Raw genomic sequence first — 18999 nt, 5'->3', positions numbered from 1 at the left:
AAAGCGGCACGCGAAGAAGTCAGTCGGCGCTGAAAGCGCGAACAAAGTCGTGCCGAAAGGCACAAGACGATGTGTTGCCAGGCAGAAATGAAAAAACGCGACAGCTGCACGGGGCGGCTGTCGCGTTGTCGGCTGCGCGCGGCGCGGGGTGCGCCAGCGACTGGGAGGCCTACAGGATCGTCACGTGGACCTTGTCCTCGACCAGCAGCGCGGTGCCGGCGAGGTTGGAGTAGACGTGGTCGGCGGTGCCGCTCACCGTGGCATCACTGCCGTGGACCCCGCCGCCGTCGCCGGGCAGGTCGACCTCGCCGTGGGCGCCGGCGGGCTGCATCTGCACCGTGCCGTCGGGAGACACCGGGTTCTGCGCGCCCTGCGCCGTCTTCAGGTCGAGGGCCGACAGGTCGATGTGCATGGCCTTGCCGTCCATCACGAGGGTGCCGACGCCCAGGCCGCCAGGGACGCGCGCGAAGTCGCCGTCGCCATGGAGGCGAGCGGTGTCGTCACCCGCGCCGTCCTCCAACCGGTCTGCATAGCCGAACCGGGCGATGTGTGTTTCATCGCTGTCGGCGAGCGTTGGTGTTGCCCCGGGTCCGGCATCGCCGAACGTGCCGGAGGTGTTTTGCAGGTTGACCGTCACGCCCTGCTGCACCAGCAGTGCGGCGTCGAAGCCCGAGTGCGCGTACTCCTCGTAGACCACGCCGTCGATGGTCACGTGGGCGCCCCTCACCCAGTCGCCGGGGTCGGTGCCGTTGGGCAGCGCGTCCGACAGCGTCACCGCATCGCCGGCGTCGCCCTTGACCAGCATCTGCACGCGGCCGTTGGCAACGAACTGATCGACCGCGCCGTTCTCCAATACGTCGGCCAGCGACAGCTTCAAGGTGTTGTCGCCCGTGCCAGTGAGGTCGATGACTTCGACGCCGCTGAGCTTGCCCATGACCGAGCTCAGGTCGAGTGTCTGGTCGGCGCCGGTCAGGGTGAGGGTGTCCAGTCCCTCGTTGCCGATGACCTTCGCATGGCTGCCCTCGAAGTACGACACGTCGGGGAGCAGGAACACGTCGTCTCCCGCCCCGCCGTAGTGGACGTCGGAGCCTGTCTGGATTTCCTGCAGGGTGGGGATGTCCACCAGTTCAGGGTGCGGGTACAGCACGGCGAGGGACAGGTTGTCGACCTCGATCCAGTCGGTCTCGATGCCATCGACGAGCCCGGTCCGGATGTCGAAGGAGGCAAAGGAAAGCCCGTCGGGCATGATGAATTTCGAGTGTCCATCGGCCGGAAGGCTGTGGCTTGCTCCGAAGCTGCCTTCGAAGATGACCTTGCCCGATGCGTCGTAGAAAGTGACCGAGTGCGTGGCTTGGGAGTGCCGCCAGTCGAACTCGATGGCGTTGTAGGTGTTGCCCTTCAGTGAAGCGTTGGTCGTGCCGCTGATGTGCCATGCCTGCCCGTGGTCGGGTGAGGCGCTGTCGAAAACGCCGTTGTTCGACGAAGCGTCGGCCGCCGCGTCTTTTCTTGTCAGGAGCAGCATGCCGGCATCGGCTGTTTGTCCCGGTGCAAGGTCGACGGTTTCACCGGCATCGAAGTCTTCCCGTTCGGTGTTCGATCGGATCACCATGTAGGGTGAATGAACTCCCGTTGCGCTGACCACCGACGCGGCCAGGTTCAGCGAAACGTCGGTCACCGCAACGGTGGCCTGGCCCGCAGCAATGTCTGCCGCCGTCAGCACGTAGTCCACGTTCTGCTTGCCGTTGAGCAGGTGAATCCGGTCGCCCGGCGACACCACGGCCTTGTCGAAGCTCACGGTCACTTGCCCGTTGCCCAGCACGACCGCAGTGGGCGCGTGGGGCGTGGTGGTGTCCAGGGTCACCGCCTGCGAGTCCACCGGCCCCACGTTGCCGGCCGCGTCCACCACGCGCGTCTGCACCGTCCAGTCGCCCGCATGGCTGTGGTCGTCCTGGGCACTCCATTGCGTGCCACTCACGAAGGCGGTCTTCCAGGTCTGGCCTCCGTCGGTGGACACCTGCAGGGTCTCGCCGGCCGCGAGCGATGCGCTCAGGCGGCCCGTCATGAGGCGCCCCGCGCTGCCGTCGTTGGTGGCATGGTCGTCGGCGTTCATGCCGCTGTCCTTGCCGATGCCCGAGACCGTGCTGGTCTGCGTGGGCGCCAGGGTGTCGACCTCGAAGTGCCAGCCGTTGCTCGCGTCGCCGGTCTGGCCCACCGGGCCGGTGGCCGTGGCGGTGATGTGGTGCGCACCCTCGCCCAGGTTGTCTTTGGGCGTGAACGCCCAGGTGCCGTCGGCAGCGGTCTGGGTGGTGCCCAGGAAGGTGGTGCCGTCGTGGAACGTTACGGTATGGCCGGGCTGGGCCGTGCCGTGCAGGGTCGGCCGGGCGTCGTTGGTGACCTCGCCGGGGGCCAGCATGTGGGGCATGCCCACGTCGTCGTAGACGTGCTCGATCACAGGGGGCGTCGGCTTGCTGGTGTCGATGGTCACCTGGTAGCGCCCCGTCGGCGCGGTCTCGTTGCCCGCTGCGTCCTTCTCCACGAGCGTGAAGGTGTTCAGGCCCGCGGCCAGTGGCGAGATGACCTGCAGCGACCACTGGCCGTTGTCGCCGACGACGGCTTCGCCCAGCGCATGGGTGCCGGTGCTGTCCCTGACCATCACCGTGACGGTGTGGCCGGGCTGACCGGTGCTCGTGCCGGTGAGCAGCGGGCGTGTGTCGTCGGTGGTCTTGCCGGCGGCCACGTTGCCGGTGATGCCGCCTGCGGTATCGAGGACGCCGGTGATGGACAGCTTGCTGGCGTTGGGTGGCGTGACGTCGATCTCGAAATTGAACGGGCCCGAAGGTTCGCTCTCGTTGCTGGTGGGGTCGCGTGCCACGATGGTGATGGCGTGATGGCCTTCATCCATGTCGGTCGACGGCGTGAAGGCCCATTGTCCATCGTCGTCCACGACGGTCTGGCCGATCTCGACGCCGTGGTTCCTGATGAGGATGGTGTCGCCCGGCGTGCCCTGGCCCTGGAACTCGGGTTGGCGATCGTCCGTGACGCCGCCGGAGGCGAGGGTGCCCATGATGTCGCCTGCGTCGTCGATGACGCTGTCCATGGTGGGAGGCTGTGGTGCGAAGACCTGTGCGCGTGCTGTCTGATCGATGCTCGGGTTGTCGACGAAGACGTTTGCCTTTTTGGATGCCATGCAGTTCCTATGCTCTGAAAAGGGAAAGAAAGATCGGATCGGGCAGCGAATTCACGCTGTTCGATCCGGCGGCCCGGGCGTCAGGAACTCTAGGAAGAACAGGGGAGCGGAACCATCGGACGGGTCCGATAAAAGCCGGGGTGCGCGATGCGGACGCGAGAGCGCCCCTCGCGCGTCGGCGAAGCAAGATGTGTCTTCGGTGGTGAATGCCGCCGCGCGAGAGCCGGCGGCAGGCAGGCCCGTGGGGCCTGCGCCTCAGCGTGCGGCGCGAACGGCCGACTTGGGCCGGAAGGCCTTGCAGACCGTGTCGTCGGTCTCGAGGTACGGCCCGCCGATCAGGTCGATGCAGTAGGGCACGGCGGCGAAGATGCCGGGCACGAGCTGCGTGCCGTCGGCGTCCTTCAGCCCTTCGAGCGTCTCGGCGATCGACTTGGGCTGGCCCGGCAGGTTGATGATGAGGCTCTGGTCGCGGATGACCGCCACCTGCCGCGAGAGGATGGCGGTCGGCACGAAGCGCAGGCTGATCTGGCGCATCTGTTCGCCGAAGCCGGGCATTTCCTTGTGGGCCACGGTCAGCGTGGCCTCGGGCGTGACGTCGCGCAGCGCGGGGCCGGTGCCGCCGGTGGTGAGCACGAGCGAGCAGCCGGCATCGACCAGCTCGATGAGCGTGGCGCTGATGCGGTCGGCCTCGTCGGGAATCAGGCGGGCTTCGAATTCGAGGGGGTTCTTCAGCGCGCGGCCCAGCCAGTCCTTGAGCGCGGGCAGGCCCTTGTCTTCGTAGGTGCCGCTGGAGGCGCGGTCGCTGATGGAGACGATGCCGATGCGCACCGAATCGAAGCCGCCGTCGCTCATGCGTCTTCTTCCCGGTCTTGCGCCGCAGCCGCTTCGGCGTGGTCGTCGCCGCCGTGCACCGCGAGTTGCGCGCGCACGAGCTGGAAGATCTCGCGGTAGGCCTTGCCCTGGCGCGGTGCTTCGCCGGCGGGGCCGGACTTCAGGTCCTTGCGGGCCTGGCGCACGAGGGCGCGCAGCTGCTGGGAGTCGGTGGCGGGGTGGGTTTCGATCCAGCCGCCGAGGGCGTCGTCGTCGGCGATCAGGCGTTCGCGCCAGCGTTCGGCCTCGTGCAGCGCGGCGGCTTCGGCGGCCGGCACGGTGTTCTGCTCGGTCAGCGCCTGCTTCACGGCCTCGAGCACCTCGGGGTCGAGGGCGCGCATGAGCTTGCCGATGAACTGCATCTGGCGGCGCTTGCCCTCGAAATTGGTGATGCGTTTCGCCTCGGCGATGGCGTCGACCAGTTTCTCGCTCAGCGGGAGGGCGTCGAACAGGCCGGCGCGCAGAGTGAGCAATTCTTCGCCCAGTTTCTGCAGTTCGGCGCTCTCGCGCTTGAGTTCGGTGCGACTGGCTTCGTCGGTGCCGCCCTTGAGCTCGCGTTTGAGCTCCAGGTCGAGTTCGCTGCCTTCGGCAACGAAGTGGCCACGGACGAAATAGCCTTTTTTGGGTTTGCGGGACATGGGGTGGATTCTGGGCCGCGCCGTGCGGCGCTGCAACGCGCACAGGGGGCGCGGAAGGGAAAACGTGAAACAGGGGGCGCAAGTATCATAGCCACCACATGACGACATCCTCCTCGCGCGCCGATTCCGGCTTCGCCTATAGCCGCTCCTTCTTCGAAAACCTGGTCGATTCGGCCCTGGCCCACGCCAAAAAGCTCGGAGCCACCGACGCCGGCGCCGAGGCCTCCGAGGGCTGCGGCCTGAGCGTCTCGGTGCGCAAGGGCGAGCTCGAGAACGTCGAGCGCAACCGCGACAAGTCGCTGGGCATCACGGTCTACGTGGGCCACCGCCGAGGCAACGCCAGCACCTCCGACTTTTCCGAGGCGGCCATCGCCCGCACGGTGCAGGCGGCCTACGACATCGCCCGCTTCACGGCCGAAGACCCGGTGAGCGGCCTGCCCGACGAGGAAGACATCGCCAAGGTGCAGCCCGAGCTCGACCTGTTCCACCCCTGGGCCGTGACGAGCGAGCAGGCCGCCAAGCTGGCCCTCGAATGCGAGGCGGCGGCGCTGTCGACCGACAAGCGCATCACCAACAGCGAAGGCGCGGGCGTCTCGGCGCAGCAGAGCCACTTCTTCAGCGCCCACACGCACGGCTTTCGTGGCGGCTACGCCAGCTCGCGGCACTCGATTTCGGTGGCACCCATCGCCGGCAAGGGCGACGACATGCAGCGCGACGCCTGGTACAGCTCGATGCGCTCGGCCGACGAACTGGCCAGCCCGCAGGCCGTGGGCCGCTACGCCGCCGAGCGCGCGCTCAGTCGCCTGAAGTCGCGCAAGATCAAGACCACCGAATGCCCGGTGCTGTTCGAGTCGCCGCTGGCCGTGGGCCTGCTGGGCGGGCTGGTGCAGGCCGTGAGCGGCGGGGCGCTGTACCGCAAGAGCACCTTCCTGCTCGACTCGCTGGGCAAGCCGGTGCTGCCCAAGCACGTCGACGTGGCCGAAGACCCGCACGTGCTGCGCGGCAAGGGCAGCTCGCCCTTCGACGACGAAGGCGTGATCACCCGCGCCCGCAAGGTGGTCGATGCCGGCCGCCTCGAAGGCTACTTTCTCTCGACCTACTCGGCGCGCAAGCTGGGCATGAAGACCACCGGCAACGCCGGCGGCTCGCACAACCTGACGCTGAGTTCGCGCCTCACGAAGCACGGCGACGACCTCGACGCCATGCTCGCCAAGCTCGGCACCGGCCTGTTCGTGATCGAGCTGATGGGGCAGGGCGTCAACTACGTGACAGGCGACTATTCGCGCGGCGCCAGCGGTTTCTGGGTGGAAAACGGCCGCATCGCCTATCCGGTGCAGGAAATCACGATTGCCGGCAATTTGCGTCAGATGTTGATGGGAATTGAAGCGATTGGCGCAGATGCTTACACTTTCGGCGCAAAAACCACGGGGTCGATCCTGGTCAACCGCATGAAGGTGGCGGGCGCCTGACAGGCGCTGCCGCTCGCAACGGCGCTGGCTCGACGACCCCTCCATTCAAGGACAGGGGGACAGGACATGAGCAAACACAGCGCCGTACGCAAGCCGGCCCTCGAACACGAACTCTTGCGTGACCCGCGCCTGGGCTTCGAGCCGGCGGGCAGCAGCTCGGTGCGCTGCCTGCAGCACGGCGTGCCCTGGCCCTTCGACTGCTGGCACTACCACGACGAGTACGAGCTGCAGTGCATCAACCGCACCAGCGGCGACGCCTTCGTCGGCAACCACATCGGCCGCTTCGAGCCCGGCTATGTCGCCCTGGTGGGCGCGCGACTGCCCCACACCTGGATCTCGCACGACGTGCCGCCCGAGGGCGTGGCCGACCGCAGCATGGTGATCCATTTCCGCGATGCGCCCCTGCGCCAGGGCGTCGACCTGTTCCCCGAGCTGGAGACGGTGCTGCCGATGCTCGACCGCGCCAAGCTGGGCATCGAGTTCTTCGGCATCGGTGACCTCGTGCGCGAGCGCTTCGTGCGCGTGCAGAAGCAAAAGGGCATGGCGCGGCTGTCGGAGTTCATCGGCCTGCTGCACGAGCTCGCGAGCTGGAGCGACTGGCGCCAGATATCGAGCAACGCCGATCCGAGCGACGAGGACCCCACGGCCAACACCCGCATGCGCCGCGTGCTCGACTACCTGCACGCCCACCTGGCCGAAGAGCTCTCGCTACCCACCGTGTGCGGCGTCGCCAACATGGCCGAGAGCAGCTTCTCGCGCTACTTCCACAAGCACATGGGCAGCACCTTCACCGACTTCGTCACGCGGCTGCGCATCACCAAGGCCTGCGAGATGCTGCAGGTGTCCGACCGGCTGGTGAGCGACATCTGCTACGAGGTCGGCTTCTCGAACCTCGCGAACTTCAACCGTCGCTTCCTGCAGCTCAAGGACATGACGCCCTCGGCCTACCGGCAGCAGGCGCAGGAGCGTTTCGGCCTGCGCAGCGCGCAGCACACGCCACTCGCTGCCTGATTGCCGACTGATACGCACTTGCCTCTTGGGCTAAACCCCGAGACGGCTTGGCAGCAAAGTATCAGGTGCCCGGTGGGCATGTAGGAGGCCCTTCGGCTCGGCCTCCTAACCTTCGTCTCGTTGCATTTGTCGGCATTTCGCCGGCAATTTGCACGAACAACGAAGGAGACAAGCATGCCGATTCCGCATTCCCACCGTCTGGCCGGCCTCGCGCTCGCGCTGGCCACGCTGGCGCCCGTCGCACTGGCGCAGGTCTGCAAGGAGGACGTGCGCGTCCTGTCGCAGCCGCGCGAAGGCCTGACGCTGCTCGAAAAATCCAAGGACGAGTTCAAGCGCCTGAGCGGTGCCTCGTTCAGCATCGACAACCTCAACGAGAACGACCGCCGCGCCAAGTCGCGCGCCGATGCGTCCACGGTCGGCAAGTACCACGTGTACTACGTCGACGAGGCCAACGTCGCCCAATTCGTGCAGTCCAAGTGGATCGTCCCGCTCACGCCGTACTACCCGGCCAGCTACGACTACGCCGACTTCGACGCCGGCCGCCAGAAGGTCGCGACCTTCGCCGGTCAGGCCTGGTTCGCGCCCCTCACCGGCGGCGGCGACCTCATGGTCTACCGCAAGGACCTGCTCGAGAAGGCGGGCATCAAGTCGCCGGCCACGCTCGACGAGTTCGTGGCGGCCGTGAAGAAGCTCAACGACCCGGCCAACGGCGTCTACGGCGTGGCGCTGCGCGGCCAGCGCGGCTCGGGCGCCAACGTGTGGCGCTGGATGCCGTTCTTCCGCGGCTACGGCGGCCAGTGGTTCGACGGCGACAAGCCGGTCTTCAACTCGCCCGCCGCCGTGAAGGCGACCCAGACTTACCTCGACCTCTTCAAGTACTCCGCGCCCGGCACCAAGACGGGTGGATGGGACGAATCGACCGGCGCCTTCCTGGCCGGCAAGGTCGCGATCCTGGTCGAATCGACGCCGCTGGCGGGCAACGCGCTCGACCCGAAGATGTCGACCGTGGTCGGCAAGATCGCCTACGCCGTGCCGCCTACGCCGCTCACCGGCGGCGGCTACGGCCACGGCCTGGCCATCGGCGCGCGCGCCAACAAGACCGAAGAGGCGAAGAAGTGCGCGGGCCTGTTCATCGCCTGGGCCACGTCCAAGGAGAACGAGCAGCGCCGCCTCGCGCAAGGCCAGTTCGGCGAACTCAACCGCACCAGCGTGCTCGGCAGCCCCGAGTTCGCCAAGCGCTACGGCGCCGACCTGGGCAAGGCGCTGGCCGACACCGGCAAGGTCACGGCCGTGAACTTCTGGCAAGACCCGGCCTGGCCCGACCTGGGCGACCGCTGGGGGATCATTCTGGAAGAGCTGATCACCGGTTCGCGCACCGACATCCAGGGCGGGCTCGACGAACTCGACGCCTACGCCAAGCAACTGATCGCGCGTCGCAAGAAGTGAGCATGCGTTCCCACACCCCACGGCTGCCGGCCGTGTTCATCGGGCCGGGGCTGCTCGTGCTGGCCGTCCTGGCGCTGGTGCCGACGGTGTTCGCCATCGCCATCTCGCTGCAGGACCGCGAGCTGGGCCAGGCCGACACCGGCTGGGTCTGGTTCAGCAACTACGTGCAGCTGTTCTCCGACCGGCGCTTCCTGAACTCGGTGCGCGTGTCGCTGGTGTGGGAGGTGCTGACCGTCAGCGCCACCATGGCCCTGGCCGTGCTCATGGGCACGCTGATGCACCGCTGCGCCACGCCGCGCTGGCGCCAGGTGCTGTCGATGCTGTTCATCGTGCCGGTGCTGCTGCCGCGCGTGTCGGCCGCCTTCGTCTGGAAGTTTGCCTTCCATCCGCTGTTCGGCCTCATCACGTGGCCGTACAAGGCGATCACCGGCGAGCCGCTGGACCTGTTCGCCGACCCGGTGCTGGCGCTGCTCACGGTGGCCTTCGTCGACGTGTGGCAGTGGGGGCTGTTCTTCGGGGTCATCGTGCTGAAGCTGCTCGAAACCCTGCCGCCGCAGCCCTTCGAGGCCGCGCGTCTCGATCACGCGAAGACCTGGGAGGTGTACGCCTACGTGGCATTGCCGATGCTGAAGGCGCCGCTCATCAGCCTGGCCTTCGTGAAGATGGTGGAGTCGCTGCGCGCCTTCGACCTCATCTACGTGATGACGCGCGGCGGCCCCGGCATCTCGACCGAGACGCTCGACATGTACGCCTTCTCGCAGGGCTTCATCGAGTCGGGCCGCATCTCGTACGCGTCGAGCATGGCGGTGCTGATGATGGTCGCCTCGACGGTCGCGTTCACCTACATCTGGAAATGGACCAAACCGTCATGAAGAAGCTTGCCATCGGAACGCTGCTGGCGCGGCTGGCGCTCATCGCGGCCGGGCTCTCGGCCCTCGTGCCCGTGCTGTGGACCTTTCTCAACTCGTTCAAGAACCGGGTCGACATCGTCTCGGCCGTGCCGAAGTTCTTCTTCACGCCCACGCTGGACAACTACCTGTATGTGCTGAACCGCGAAGCCGTGGCCGCGGGGCTGGTCAACTCGATCGTGGTGGCGGGCGCGGCGGTGATCATCGGCGCGGTGCTGGGCCTGCCCGCCGCCTATGCGCTGGCGCGCTACCCGCTGCGCTGGGGCAACGACATCCAGTTCTTCGTGCTGTCGATGCGCTTCCTGCCGCCGGTGGCGGTGGCCATTCCGCTCATGGTGATCTGGCTGCAGCTGGAGCTGTACGACTCGCGCGTGGCGCTCATCGCCACCTACACGCTGCTCACGCTCTCGACCGTGATCTGGCTCGCCATCCCGGCCTTCAAGGCGGTGCCGAAGGAAGTGGAAGAGGCGGGCCGCGTCGACGGCTACGGGCCCTACGCGATCTTCTTTCGCATCGCGCTGCCGATTGCCGCGCGCTCGCTGGTGGGGGCCATCGCCTTCGGCTTTGTGCTGGTGTGGAACGAGTTCCTCATCGCGCTGATGCTCACCACCTCCGAGGCCAAGACGCTGCCCATCGTGGCGTCGGAGCTCAGCCAGCTCGGGCGCGATGTGCCGTGGGGCATCTTGAATGCCTCGGTCATCCTGCTGTCGCTGCCGCCGCTGCTCATGGTGGGCGTGCTCAGCGGTTTTCTCAATGCCGCGTTCAAGCGCAAGCGGGAGGCCGCATGAGCGCCATCACCTCTCTTTCTCCAGAACCAAAAATGTCTGCCATCCGCTGTCACCACCTCATCAAGCGCTACGGGGAAACGCAGGTCGTCCATGCCTTCGATCTCGACGTGGCCGACAACGAGTTCGTCGTGTTCCTCGGCCCCTCGGGCTGCGGCAAGTCGACCATCCTGCGCATGCTCGCGGGCCTGGAAGACATCAGCGGCGGCGACCTGCACATTGGCGGCCAGCGCGTGAACGACTTGCCGCCGCAGGAGCGCGGCATCGCGATGGTGTTCCAGAACTACGCGCTGTACCCGCACATGACGGTGCGCGACAACATCACGTTCGGGCTCAAGCGCCTGAAGGTGCCCAAGGCCGAGATCGACAGCCGCATCAAGGAGGTGTCGGACACGCTGGGCCTGGAGCGCTACCTGCAGCGCAAGCCCACCGAGCTGTCGGGCGGCCAGCAGCAGCGCGTGGCGATTGCGCGCGCCATGATCAAGACGCCGAAGGTGTTCCTGTTCGACGAGCCGCTGTCGAACCTGGACGCCAAGCTGCGCAACCACATGCGCATCGAGATCGCGAAGCTGCACCAGACGCTGAAGACCACCACCGTGTACGTCACGCACGACCAGCACGAGGCCATGACGCTGGCCGACCGCATCGTGCTGCTGCGCGACGGGCGCATCGAGCAGGTCGGCACGCCGCAGGAAATCTTCGAGCGCCCGCGCTCGGCCTTCGTGGCCGGTTTCATCGGCACGCCGCCGATGAACCTGATGGAGATGGCGGTGCATCACCTGGACGGCGGGCAGTGCGAGCTGCGCGGCGGCGGCGGTTCGGTGCGCGTCGATGCGCGCCGCTTCGCGCTCGAAGGCCGCGAGCGCGTGACGCTGGGCGTGCGCCCCGCGCACCTGCACCTCGACACCGCCAAGGCGAGCAGCGAAGGCTTTGCCGGCGAGGTCCAGCTCATCGAATACCTCGGCAACGAAGTGCTGGTGAGCGTGGGGCAGGGCGGCGAAGAGATCGCCGTGCTCCTGCCGTCCGCGGCGGGCCCCCGGCTCGGCGAGCCGCTGCGCTTCGTGGCCGATGCGCAGCAGGTGCACCTGTTCGACGTCGCGACGGGCGCTTCGCTGCTGCGTCCGGACGCCGTGCTGCACTGAGTGGCATCCCCGTTTCAACCCTCTGAGAAAGATGCAATGAAAGCACTGGTTCTGGAAAAGGCGCACGAGATCACGCTGCGCGATGTCGAGCTGCCGCTGCACGTCGGCCCGCGCGACGTGAAGATCCGCATGCACACCGTGGGCGTGTGCGGCAGCGATGTTCATTACTACCAGCACGGCGGCATCGGCCCGTACGTCGTCGATGCGCCCATGATCCTCGGTCACGAGGCCTCGGGCGTGGTGGCCGAGGTGGGCGCCGAAGTCACCCACCTGAAGCCCGGCGACCGCGTCTGCATGGAGCCCGGCATTCCCGACATGGACTCGCGCGCCGTGCGCGAAGGCTTCTACAACCTCGACCCAGCTGTGCGCTTCTGGGCCACGCCGCCGATCCACGGCTGCCTCACGCCGTTCGTGGTGCACCCGGCAGCCTTCACCTTCCGCCTGCCCGACAACGTGAGCTTCGGCGAGGGCGCCATCGTCGAGCCGCTGGCCATCGGCCTGCAGGCCGCGAAGAAGGCGGCGCTGAAGCCGGGCGACGTGGCGGTGGTCATTGGCGCCGGCACCATCGGCGCGATGACGGCGCTGGCCGCGCTCGCGGGCGGCGCGGCGCGCGTGATCCTGGCCGACCTCGTGCCCGAGAAGCTGGCGCTGTTCGCCCACAACCCGGCGGTGACGACGGTCGACGTGCGCAGCACCAACCTCGCCGACACCGTGCAGGCCCTCACCGACGGCTGGGGCGCGAACGTGGTCTTCGAAGCCAGCGGCAGCACACGCGCCTTCGACAACGTGTTCGACCTGCTGTGCCCCGGTGGTTGCCTCGTGCTGGTGGGCATACCCGCCGCGAAGGTGGCTTTCGACATCGTCGCGATCCAGGCGAAGGAGGCGCGCATCGAGTCGGTGTTCCGCTACGCCAACATCTTCCCGCGCGCGCTGGCGCTCATCGCGTCGGGGCAGGTCGATGTGAAGCCCTTCATCTCGCGCACCTTCGCGTTCGAAGACGGCATCGCCGCCTTCGAGGAGGCCGCGGCCGGGCGCGTCACGGATGTGAAGATCCAGATCGAATTCCCTGCCGCCGAAGCGGCCTGAACGCCCCGCAGGGGCGCGGGGCAAGGGGAAACGCTGGGGAGTGCGCCGGCAGGGCGCGGCTACAGTGGCTGCGTTTTGCCACTTGCAGCCTTGCGCGCGTCCCTGCCCATGCTCTTGCCGTTTCGCAATGTCGTTCTCACCGGTGCCTGCGGCGGCCTCGGGCAGGCGCTGGCGCGTGCGCTGATCGACGGCGGTGCGCGCGTGGCGCTGGTGGGGCTCAACACCGAACGCCTCGCCGCGCTCGCTGCCCAAGGTGAAGGGCGCTGCAAGGCCTACACGCCCGACGTGTCCGACAGCCCCGCCATGCAGGCGATGGCGGCCGACTGGATGCAGCGCTTCGGCCCGCCCGACCTCGTGATCGCCAACGCGGGCGTGGCCGGCGGCTACGACACCGCCGAAGCCGACGACCTGGCCGTGTTCCGCCGCATGCTCGAGATCAACCTGCTCGGCGCGGCCACCACCTTCCAGCCCTTCGTGCAGCCGATGCGCGCAGCGGGCCGCGGCGCGCTCGTCGGCGTGGCCAGCATCGCGGGCTGGCACGGCATGCCGGGCAACGGTGCCTACTGCGCGAGCAAGGGCGGGTTGATCCGTTATCTCGAAAGCCTGCGCGCCGAGCTGCGCGGCACGGGGCTCACGGTGCACACGGTGAGCCCGGGCTACATCCGCACCGCGCTCACGGCCGGCAACCGCTTCGCGATGCCGGGGCTGCTCGAGGCCGACGCGGCGGCGCGCCAGCTGCTGGCGGGCCTGGCGGCCCGGCGCGAAAAGATCGTGCTGCCGCGGCGCATCGGCTGGCTGTCGAAAGCGCTCGACCTGTTGCCCGCGCCGCTGCACGACCGCCTGCTGCGCGGCCAGCCGCGCAAGCCGCGCGTGGGCGAGGCGGGCGCCACCGCCATCCCCGGCCTGAATTCCCAGAAAGAACCTCCCCGCCGATGACGTCTTCTGACACTGCCCACTTTCCCACGCACGAACAGATCGCCCTCATCGGCGCCGGGCCCTCGGGCCTGGCGGGCGCCCGCAATCTGCAGAAGCTCGGCGTTCCGTTCCAGGGCTTCGAGGCGCACAGCGACGTGGGCGGCCTCTGGGACATCGACAACCCGCGCTCCACGGTCTACCACTCGGCCCACCTGATCTCGAGCAAGCGCACCACCGAGTTCGCCGAGTTTCCGATGGCCGACACCGTGGCCGACTACCCGAGCCACCGCGAGCTGCGCCGCTACTTCAGCGACTTTGCCGACCGCTTCGGCCTGCGTGCGCACTTCCGCTTCGGCACGCGCGTGCTGCGCGTGGAGCCGGTGAGCGACGCACCCGACACGCGCTGGCGCGTGAGCGTCGAAGCGCCCGACGGCACGGTGGAGACCGATGAATACAAGGGCGTGGTGATTGCCAACGGCACGCTCTCGGAGCCCAAGCACCCGCAGTTCGAAGGCCACTTCGACGGCGAGCTGCTGCACACCAGCAGCTACAAGCACGCCGAGCTTTTCAAGGACAAGCGCGTGCTGATCGTCGGCGCGGGCAACTCGGGCTGCGACATCGCAGTCGATGCGGTGCACTACGCGCGGAGCGTCGACCTCTCGGTGCGGCGCGGCTACTACTTCGTGCCCAAGTACGTGTTCGGCAAGCCGGCCGACACGCTGGGCGGCAAGCGCCCGCTGCCGCCGTGGCTCAAGCAGAAGGTCGACGCGACCGTGCTGCAGTGGTTCACCGGCGACCCGGTGCGTTTCGGTTTTCCGAAGCCCGACTACAAGATGTACGAGTCGCACCCGGTGGTGAACTCGCTGGTGCTGCACCACGTGGGCCACGGCGACATCGGCGTGCGCGCCGACATCGCGCGACTCGCGGGCCGCACGGTGCATTTCAAGGACGGCAGCGCGCGCGACTACGACCTGATCCTCACGGCCACGGGCTACGCGCTGCACTACCCGTTCATCGACCGCGAGCTGCTCAACTGGCAGGGCATGGCGCCGCGCCTGTACCTCAACATCTTCTCGCCGCGCTTCGAGACGCTGGGCGTGCTCGGCATGATCGAGGCCAGCGGCATCGGCTGGCAGGGGCGCTACGAGCAGGCCGAGCTGCTGGCGCGCTACTTCCGCGCGCAGGCTGCGGGCTCGCCCAAGGCAACGGCGCTGCGCACGGCAGTGCAGGGGCCGCCGCCCGACCTGTCGGGCGGCTTCAAGTACCTGCAGCTGGAGCGCATGGCCTACTACGTGCACAAGGACGCCTACCGCGCGGCCGTGCGCCAGGCCGCTGCCGCACTGGCCGACTGATCGTCTTTCTACAAGAGGTTCCGCGCATGCTGCCTGTCGACGAGATCCGCCTGCACTTCAACCCGGCCTCGCTGGTGCTGCTCAACGTGGTGCTGGGCTTCCTGATGTTCGGCATTGCGCTGGACACGCGCATCGACGACTTCAAGCGCGTGGCGCGCATGCCTGGCGCGATGGCGGTGGGCATCGGTGCGCAGTTCGTGGTGCTGCCGGCCGTGACCTTCGTGCTCACGCTGATCCTGCAGCCGGGCCCGAGCATCGCGCTGGGCATGATCCTCGTGGCCTGCTGCCCGCCGGGCAACATCTCGCAGATCCTCACGCACCGCGCGGGCGGCAACGTGGCGCTGTCGGTGTCGATGACGGCCATTTCGAACGCGCTGTCGATCGTGGTGATGCCGCTGAACTTCGCGTTCTGGGGCGGCCTGCACCCCACGGCCTCGGTGCTGCTCAAGACCATCGCGCTCGACCCCTTCGACATGCTGGGCCACATCGTGATGATCATCGGCATTCCCTTCGTGCTGGGCGTGGCCTGCGCGCACAAGCTGCCGGGGCTCACGGCGCGCATCAAGAAGCCGGCGCGCATCCTGAGCTTCCTGGCGCTGATCGCCTTCATCGTCGGCGCCATCGCGGGCAACTGGCGCTACTTCCTCGACTACGTGGGGCTGGTGCTGATGGCCGTGGTGATCCATGACGCGCTGGCCTTCGGCACCGGCTACCTGTGCGCGCGGCTCTCGGGGCTGGGCGACTACGACCGGCGCGCGGTGTCCATCGAAGTGGGCATCCGCAACGCGGGGCTCGGGCTGGTGCTGATCTTCAGCTTCTTCGGCGGGCTCGGCGGCATGGCCGTGGTGGCTGGCGTGTGGGGCTTCTGGGACATCATCGCGGGCCTGGCGCTGGCGAGCTGGTGGGGGCGCAAGCCTGCGACGCCATGAGCGAAACCTGGAAGGCGTCTGCGCGGCGCGTGCTGGTGACGGGCGGTGACGGATTCCTGGGGCGCAGCGTGCTCGCCGCATTGGCCGCGCAAGGTTCCTTCGAAAGGCTGGTGGCACTCGACGTGCGCGAGGTGCCCACGGAGCGCCGGCTGCCCGGCGTGGCCTACCTGCAGCAGGACGTGCGTGACGACGGCATTGCCGACGTGCTGGCCGAACACGCGATCGACACGGTGGTGCACCTCGCGTCCATCGTCACGCCCGGCAAGGACTCGAACCGCGCCTTCGAGCATTCGGTCGACGTGGGCGGCACGCGCAACGTGCTCGACGTCTGCGTGGCGCGCGGCGTGGGGCACATCGTGGTGTCGTCCAGTGGGGCGGCCTACGGCTACCACGCGGACAACCCGGCCTGGATCACCGAGTCGCAGCCGCTGCGCGGCAACCCGGTGTTCGCCTATGCCGACCACAAGCGGCAGGTGGAAGAAATGCTGGCCGCCTGCCGCAGGCAGCACCCTGCGCTGGCGCAGACGGTGCTGCGCATCGGCACCATCCTCGGCGAGCGCGTCGACAACCAGATCACCGCGCTGTTCGAGAAGAAGCGGCTGATCGCCATCCGCGGCAGCGACAGCCCCTTCGTGTTCGTGTGGGACGAGGACGTGACCGGCGCCATCGCCCACGCGCTCGGCGGCGCGCCGCCCGGCTGCTACAACCTCGCGGGCGACGGCGCGCTCACGATCCACGAGATTGCCGCGCGCCTGGGCAAGCGCGCCATCGCCTGGCCGGCCGGCGTGCTGCAGGCGGCGCTGGCCGCGGGCTCGGCATTGGGCGTGAGCCGCTACGGGCCCGAGCAGCTCGACTTTCTGCGCTACCGGCCCGTGCTGCTGAACACCGCGCTGAAAAGCCAATTCGGCTACGTGCCGCGCAAGACCAGCAGCGAGGCCTTCGAGGCTTTCATTGCGGCGCGTGCGCAGCAGGGGCGGCCGGTCACTTCCGCGTAGCGTCGGCCGACGGCGGCGGCGCGATCAGGTAGTCGAGCATGCGCCGCGCATTGAGCGGCAGGTCTTCCGACGAGCGCACGCAGGCCATGAGCGTGCGCTCGGCCCACGGGTCGGCCAGCGAGGCGCGCGCGATCTTCATCGAACGGGCGCAGCGCTCGGCCGCGGTCTGCGGCACGATGCCCACGCCGATGCCGTACTCGACCATGCGGCACACGGCCTCGAAGTTGCGCACGCGCACGCGGTAGGCCAGGTGCCTGGCGAGCGCGCGCACGTGCCCGGTGATCAGCTGCTGCAGCGCGCTGTCGGCGGGCAGGCCGACGAACTCGCTGTCGACCACCTCGGCCAGGTGCACGCGCCGCCGGCTCGCCAGCGCGTGGCCGCGCGGCATCACGAGCACGAGGTCGTCGCGGCGGAAGGGGTGGCATTCGAGGCCGTCGCTGTCGATGGCGTCGGAGACGATGCCGATGTCGCACAGGCCGCTGCGCAGGGCCTCCACGGTGTCGGGGCTGGCGCGCTCCTCGAGGTCGACCGAGATGCGCGGATGCTCGGCCAGGAAGCGGCTCAGCACCTCGGGCAGGTGCTCGGTGAGTGCCGAGGTGCCGCACATGAAGCGCACGTGGCCCTTGAGGCCCTGGCCGTACTCGCCGAGTTCGCCGCGCAGCCGCTCCATCTGCTGCAGCACGACGCGCGCATGGTGCAGCAGCGTGCGTCCGGCCTCGGTGGGGCGCACGCCCTGCGCGTGGCGCGTGAGCAGCGGGGTGCCGAGCGCGTCTTCCATGCCGCGCACACGCTGGCTGGCCGAGGCCAGCGTCATGTGCGAGCGGCCGGCGCCGGCCGTGAGGCTGCCGGCTTCGACGACGTGGAGAAAGAGCCGCAGGTCGGTCAGGTCGAATCGCATGGTGGGCCGCAAGGTAGCACGCCAGCCTCAGTCTGTGCCTGAGGCTGGCTGCGCGAAAGCCGCATTTCCAGCCCAAGCGCCGGTCGGCAGACTCCGCGGCGATGACGATCTCCAACGATGCAATGGGCCTGTGGGCGGCGGCGGCCGCGGTCTTCCTGCTGGCCGGCCTGATCAAGGGCGTGATCGGCCTGGGGCTGCCGACCGTGGCGATGGCGCTGCTCGCGCTGTGGATGTCGCCCGCACAGGCGGCGGCGCTGCTGATCGTGCCCTCGCTGGTCACCAACCTCTGGCAGACCGGGCCGCGCGCGAGCTTCGGCGCCGTGTTCCGCCGCATCGGTCGCATGCAGGCTGGTGTCGTGGCGGGCACGCTCGCCGGGGCGTGGTGGCTGGGCGTACCGGCCGGGGCCTGGGCCTCGCTGGCGCTGGGCGTGGCGCTGGTGATCTATGCGCTGTGGGGGCTGACGGGTCGGCAGCTGCACGTGAGCGACGCGCAGGCGCGCTGGCTGGGGCCCGTGGTGGGCGCGGCGACGGGGCTGGTGACGTCCGTGACCGGCGTGTTCGCGGTGCCGGCCGTGCCGTACCTGCAGGCGCTGGGTTTCCAGCGCGATGGGCTGATCCAGGCCATGGGCATCTCGTTCACCACCTCGACCGTGGTGCTGGCCCTGGGGCTGGCGGCCAACGGGAGCTACCCGGCAGCGGTGCTGGGCGGGTCGTTGGCAATGCTGGTGCCGGCGGTCGGCGGCATGGTGCTGGGCACCTGGCTGCGGCAGCGGTTGCCGGTGGCCGTGTTCCGGCGCTGCTTCCTGATCGGGCTGGCGCTGCTGGGGGCGTACATGGCGCTGCGCGCCGTCATGTCCGCCTGATCCCGTGACCGGTCAGCTGGCGGCCAGCAGGGCGGCGCGCACGCGCTCGATGGTCTGGCGGTAGGGCAGGGCGAAGTCCTCGATGGGGGCGTCGGCCTCGAGCCAGTAGAACGAGAACACCAGGCCTTCTTCTTCCGGGCTGCCCGTGGCCATGTGCTCGAAGGTCTCGGGCAGGGCGCGGTGGTCGCGCATCAGGAAGATGTGCCAGCGCTGTGGATGGCGGTGCGTGTTGCCTTCGACGCCGGCTTCGCATTCGCGCTCCAGCGTGCCCAGCGATTCGAGCCGGCCGGCGAACACCAGGCCCGACTCTTCGAGCAGCTCGCGCCGCACGGCCGCCTCGGGCGACTCGCCGGGCTCGATGGTGCCCTTGGGCAGCTGCATGTTGCCGTCTTCGGGGTGACGGAACACCAGCAGCCGGCCCTGCGCATCGACCAGGCAGGCGCAGGCCTTCGGGATCGTCGCGACGGGGGCGGCGCCGAGCGGGCTGCTGCTGCCGTTCTTCATG

General features: G+C 68.6%; 17 protein-coding genes. 12 read left to right on the top strand and 5 right to left on the bottom strand.

Going from position 1 to position 18999, the window contains the following annotated elements:
* Positions 1-169 precede the first annotated feature (169 nt).
* From AC07SQ_RS06470 to yjgA, 3 genes are all read right to left on the bottom strand, one after another.
* Positions 170-3097 carry an Ig-like domain-containing protein gene (locus AC07SQ_RS06470; RefSeq protein WP_495270381.1) on the bottom strand — a complete coding sequence of 976 codons (2928 nt, stop codon included), beginning with the start codon at positions 3095-3097 and terminating at the stop codon, positions 170-172.
* A gap of 345 nt (positions 3098-3442) precedes the next feature.
* Complete coding sequence (gene mog / locus AC07SQ_RS06465; protein ID WP_495270382.1) at positions 3443-4039, bottom strand: molybdopterin adenylyltransferase; 597 nt, start codon at positions 4037-4039, stop codon at positions 3443-3445.
* Positions 4036-4695, bottom strand: coding sequence for a ribosome biogenesis factor YjgA (gene yjgA, locus AC07SQ_RS06460; RefSeq protein ID WP_062476481.1), 660 nt, complete (start codon positions 4693-4695; stop codon positions 4036-4038). Before yjgA ends, mog begins: the two co-directional genes overlap by 4 nt.
* 98 nt (positions 4696-4793) lie before the next feature.
* Here yjgA and pmbA point away from each other — a divergent pair, with 98 nt between their 5' ends.
* From pmbA to AC07SQ_RS06405, 11 genes are all read left to right on the top strand, one after another.
* A complete protein-coding gene (pmbA, locus tag AC07SQ_RS06455; RefSeq protein ID WP_070063150.1) occupies positions 4794-6164 on the top strand; it encodes a metalloprotease PmbA in 1371 nt (456 codons plus the stop codon).
* Positions 6165-6230: 66 nt separating this feature from the next.
* Entirely contained in the window at positions 6231-7175 is a 945-nt protein-coding gene (locus AC07SQ_RS06450) for a cupin domain-containing protein (protein ID WP_495270383.1), read from the top strand.
* A gap of 174 nt (positions 7176-7349) precedes the next feature.
* A complete protein-coding gene (locus tag AC07SQ_RS06445) occupies positions 7350-8621 on the top strand; it encodes an ABC transporter substrate-binding protein (protein ID WP_495270384.1) in 1272 nt (423 codons plus the stop codon).
* Between the two features lie 2 nt (positions 8622-8623).
* A complete protein-coding gene (locus AC07SQ_RS06440; RefSeq protein ID WP_095949108.1) occupies positions 8624-9493 on the top strand; it encodes a carbohydrate ABC transporter permease in 870 nt (289 codons plus the stop codon).
* 11 nt (positions 9494-9504) lie between these two features.
* The gene (locus AC07SQ_RS06435; protein WP_492697087.1) at positions 9505-10317 is read left to right on the top strand and encodes a carbohydrate ABC transporter permease; all 813 of its coding nucleotides are present in this window, start codon (positions 9505-9507) and stop codon (positions 10315-10317) included.
* Positions 10318-10349: 32 nt separating this feature from the next.
* Positions 10350-11456 carry an ABC transporter ATP-binding protein gene (locus AC07SQ_RS06430; protein ID WP_495270385.1) on the top strand — a complete coding sequence of 369 codons (1107 nt, stop codon included), beginning with the start codon at positions 10350-10352 and terminating at the stop codon, positions 11454-11456.
* Positions 11457-11492: 36 nt separating this feature from the next.
* Positions 11493-12542, top strand: coding sequence for an NAD(P)-dependent alcohol dehydrogenase (locus tag AC07SQ_RS06425; RefSeq protein WP_495270386.1), 1050 nt, complete (start codon positions 11493-11495; stop codon positions 12540-12542).
* A gap of 108 nt (positions 12543-12650) precedes the next feature.
* Positions 12651-13478: an SDR family oxidoreductase gene (locus AC07SQ_RS06420; protein WP_495270387.1), complete on the top strand. Its 828-nt coding sequence runs from the start codon at positions 12651-12653 to the stop codon at positions 13476-13478.
* Positions 13475-14809 carry a flavin-containing monooxygenase gene (locus AC07SQ_RS06415; RefSeq protein ID WP_495270388.1) on the top strand — a complete coding sequence of 445 codons (1335 nt, stop codon included), beginning with the start codon at positions 13475-13477 and terminating at the stop codon, positions 14807-14809. Before AC07SQ_RS06420 ends, AC07SQ_RS06415 begins: the two co-directional genes overlap by 4 nt.
* Positions 14810-14835: 26 nt before the next feature.
* Positions 14836-15738 carry a bile acid:sodium symporter family protein gene (locus AC07SQ_RS06410; protein ID WP_492684319.1) on the top strand — a complete coding sequence of 301 codons (903 nt, stop codon included), beginning with the start codon at positions 14836-14838 and terminating at the stop codon, positions 15736-15738.
* Positions 15735-16733, top strand: a complete 999-nt coding sequence (locus AC07SQ_RS06405; RefSeq protein ID WP_495270389.1) for an SDR family oxidoreductase — start codon at positions 15735-15737, stop codon at positions 16731-16733. Before AC07SQ_RS06410 ends, AC07SQ_RS06405 begins: the two co-directional genes overlap by 4 nt.
* Here AC07SQ_RS06405 and AC07SQ_RS06400 read toward each other — a convergent pair.
* On the bottom strand, positions 16720-17631 hold the full coding sequence (locus tag AC07SQ_RS06400; protein WP_495270390.1) for a LysR family transcriptional regulator: 912 nt from the start codon (positions 17629-17631) through the stop codon (positions 16720-16722). The two genes, AC07SQ_RS06405 and AC07SQ_RS06400, sit on opposite strands and share 14 nt — an antisense overlap.
* Before the next feature lie 101 nt (positions 17632-17732).
* On the opposite strand from AC07SQ_RS06400, the gene AC07SQ_RS06395 reads away from it, so the two are divergent.
* Positions 17733-18494, top strand: coding sequence for a sulfite exporter TauE/SafE family protein (locus AC07SQ_RS06395; RefSeq protein WP_495270391.1), 762 nt, complete (start codon positions 17733-17735; stop codon positions 18492-18494).
* Positions 18495-18506: 12 nt separating this feature from the next.
* On the opposite strand, the gene AC07SQ_RS06390 is transcribed toward AC07SQ_RS06395, so the two are convergent.
* Complete coding sequence (locus AC07SQ_RS06390; RefSeq protein WP_095949101.1) at positions 18507-18998, bottom strand: NUDIX domain-containing protein; 492 nt, start codon at positions 18996-18998, stop codon at positions 18507-18509.
* Position 18999: the final 1 nt, after the last annotated feature.

The organism is Variovorax sp. GW821-FHT06D12, assembly GCF_059419205.1.
Note: the sequence above shows the minus strand (reverse complement) of the source record. Positions and strands in the feature narration are given on the sequence as shown.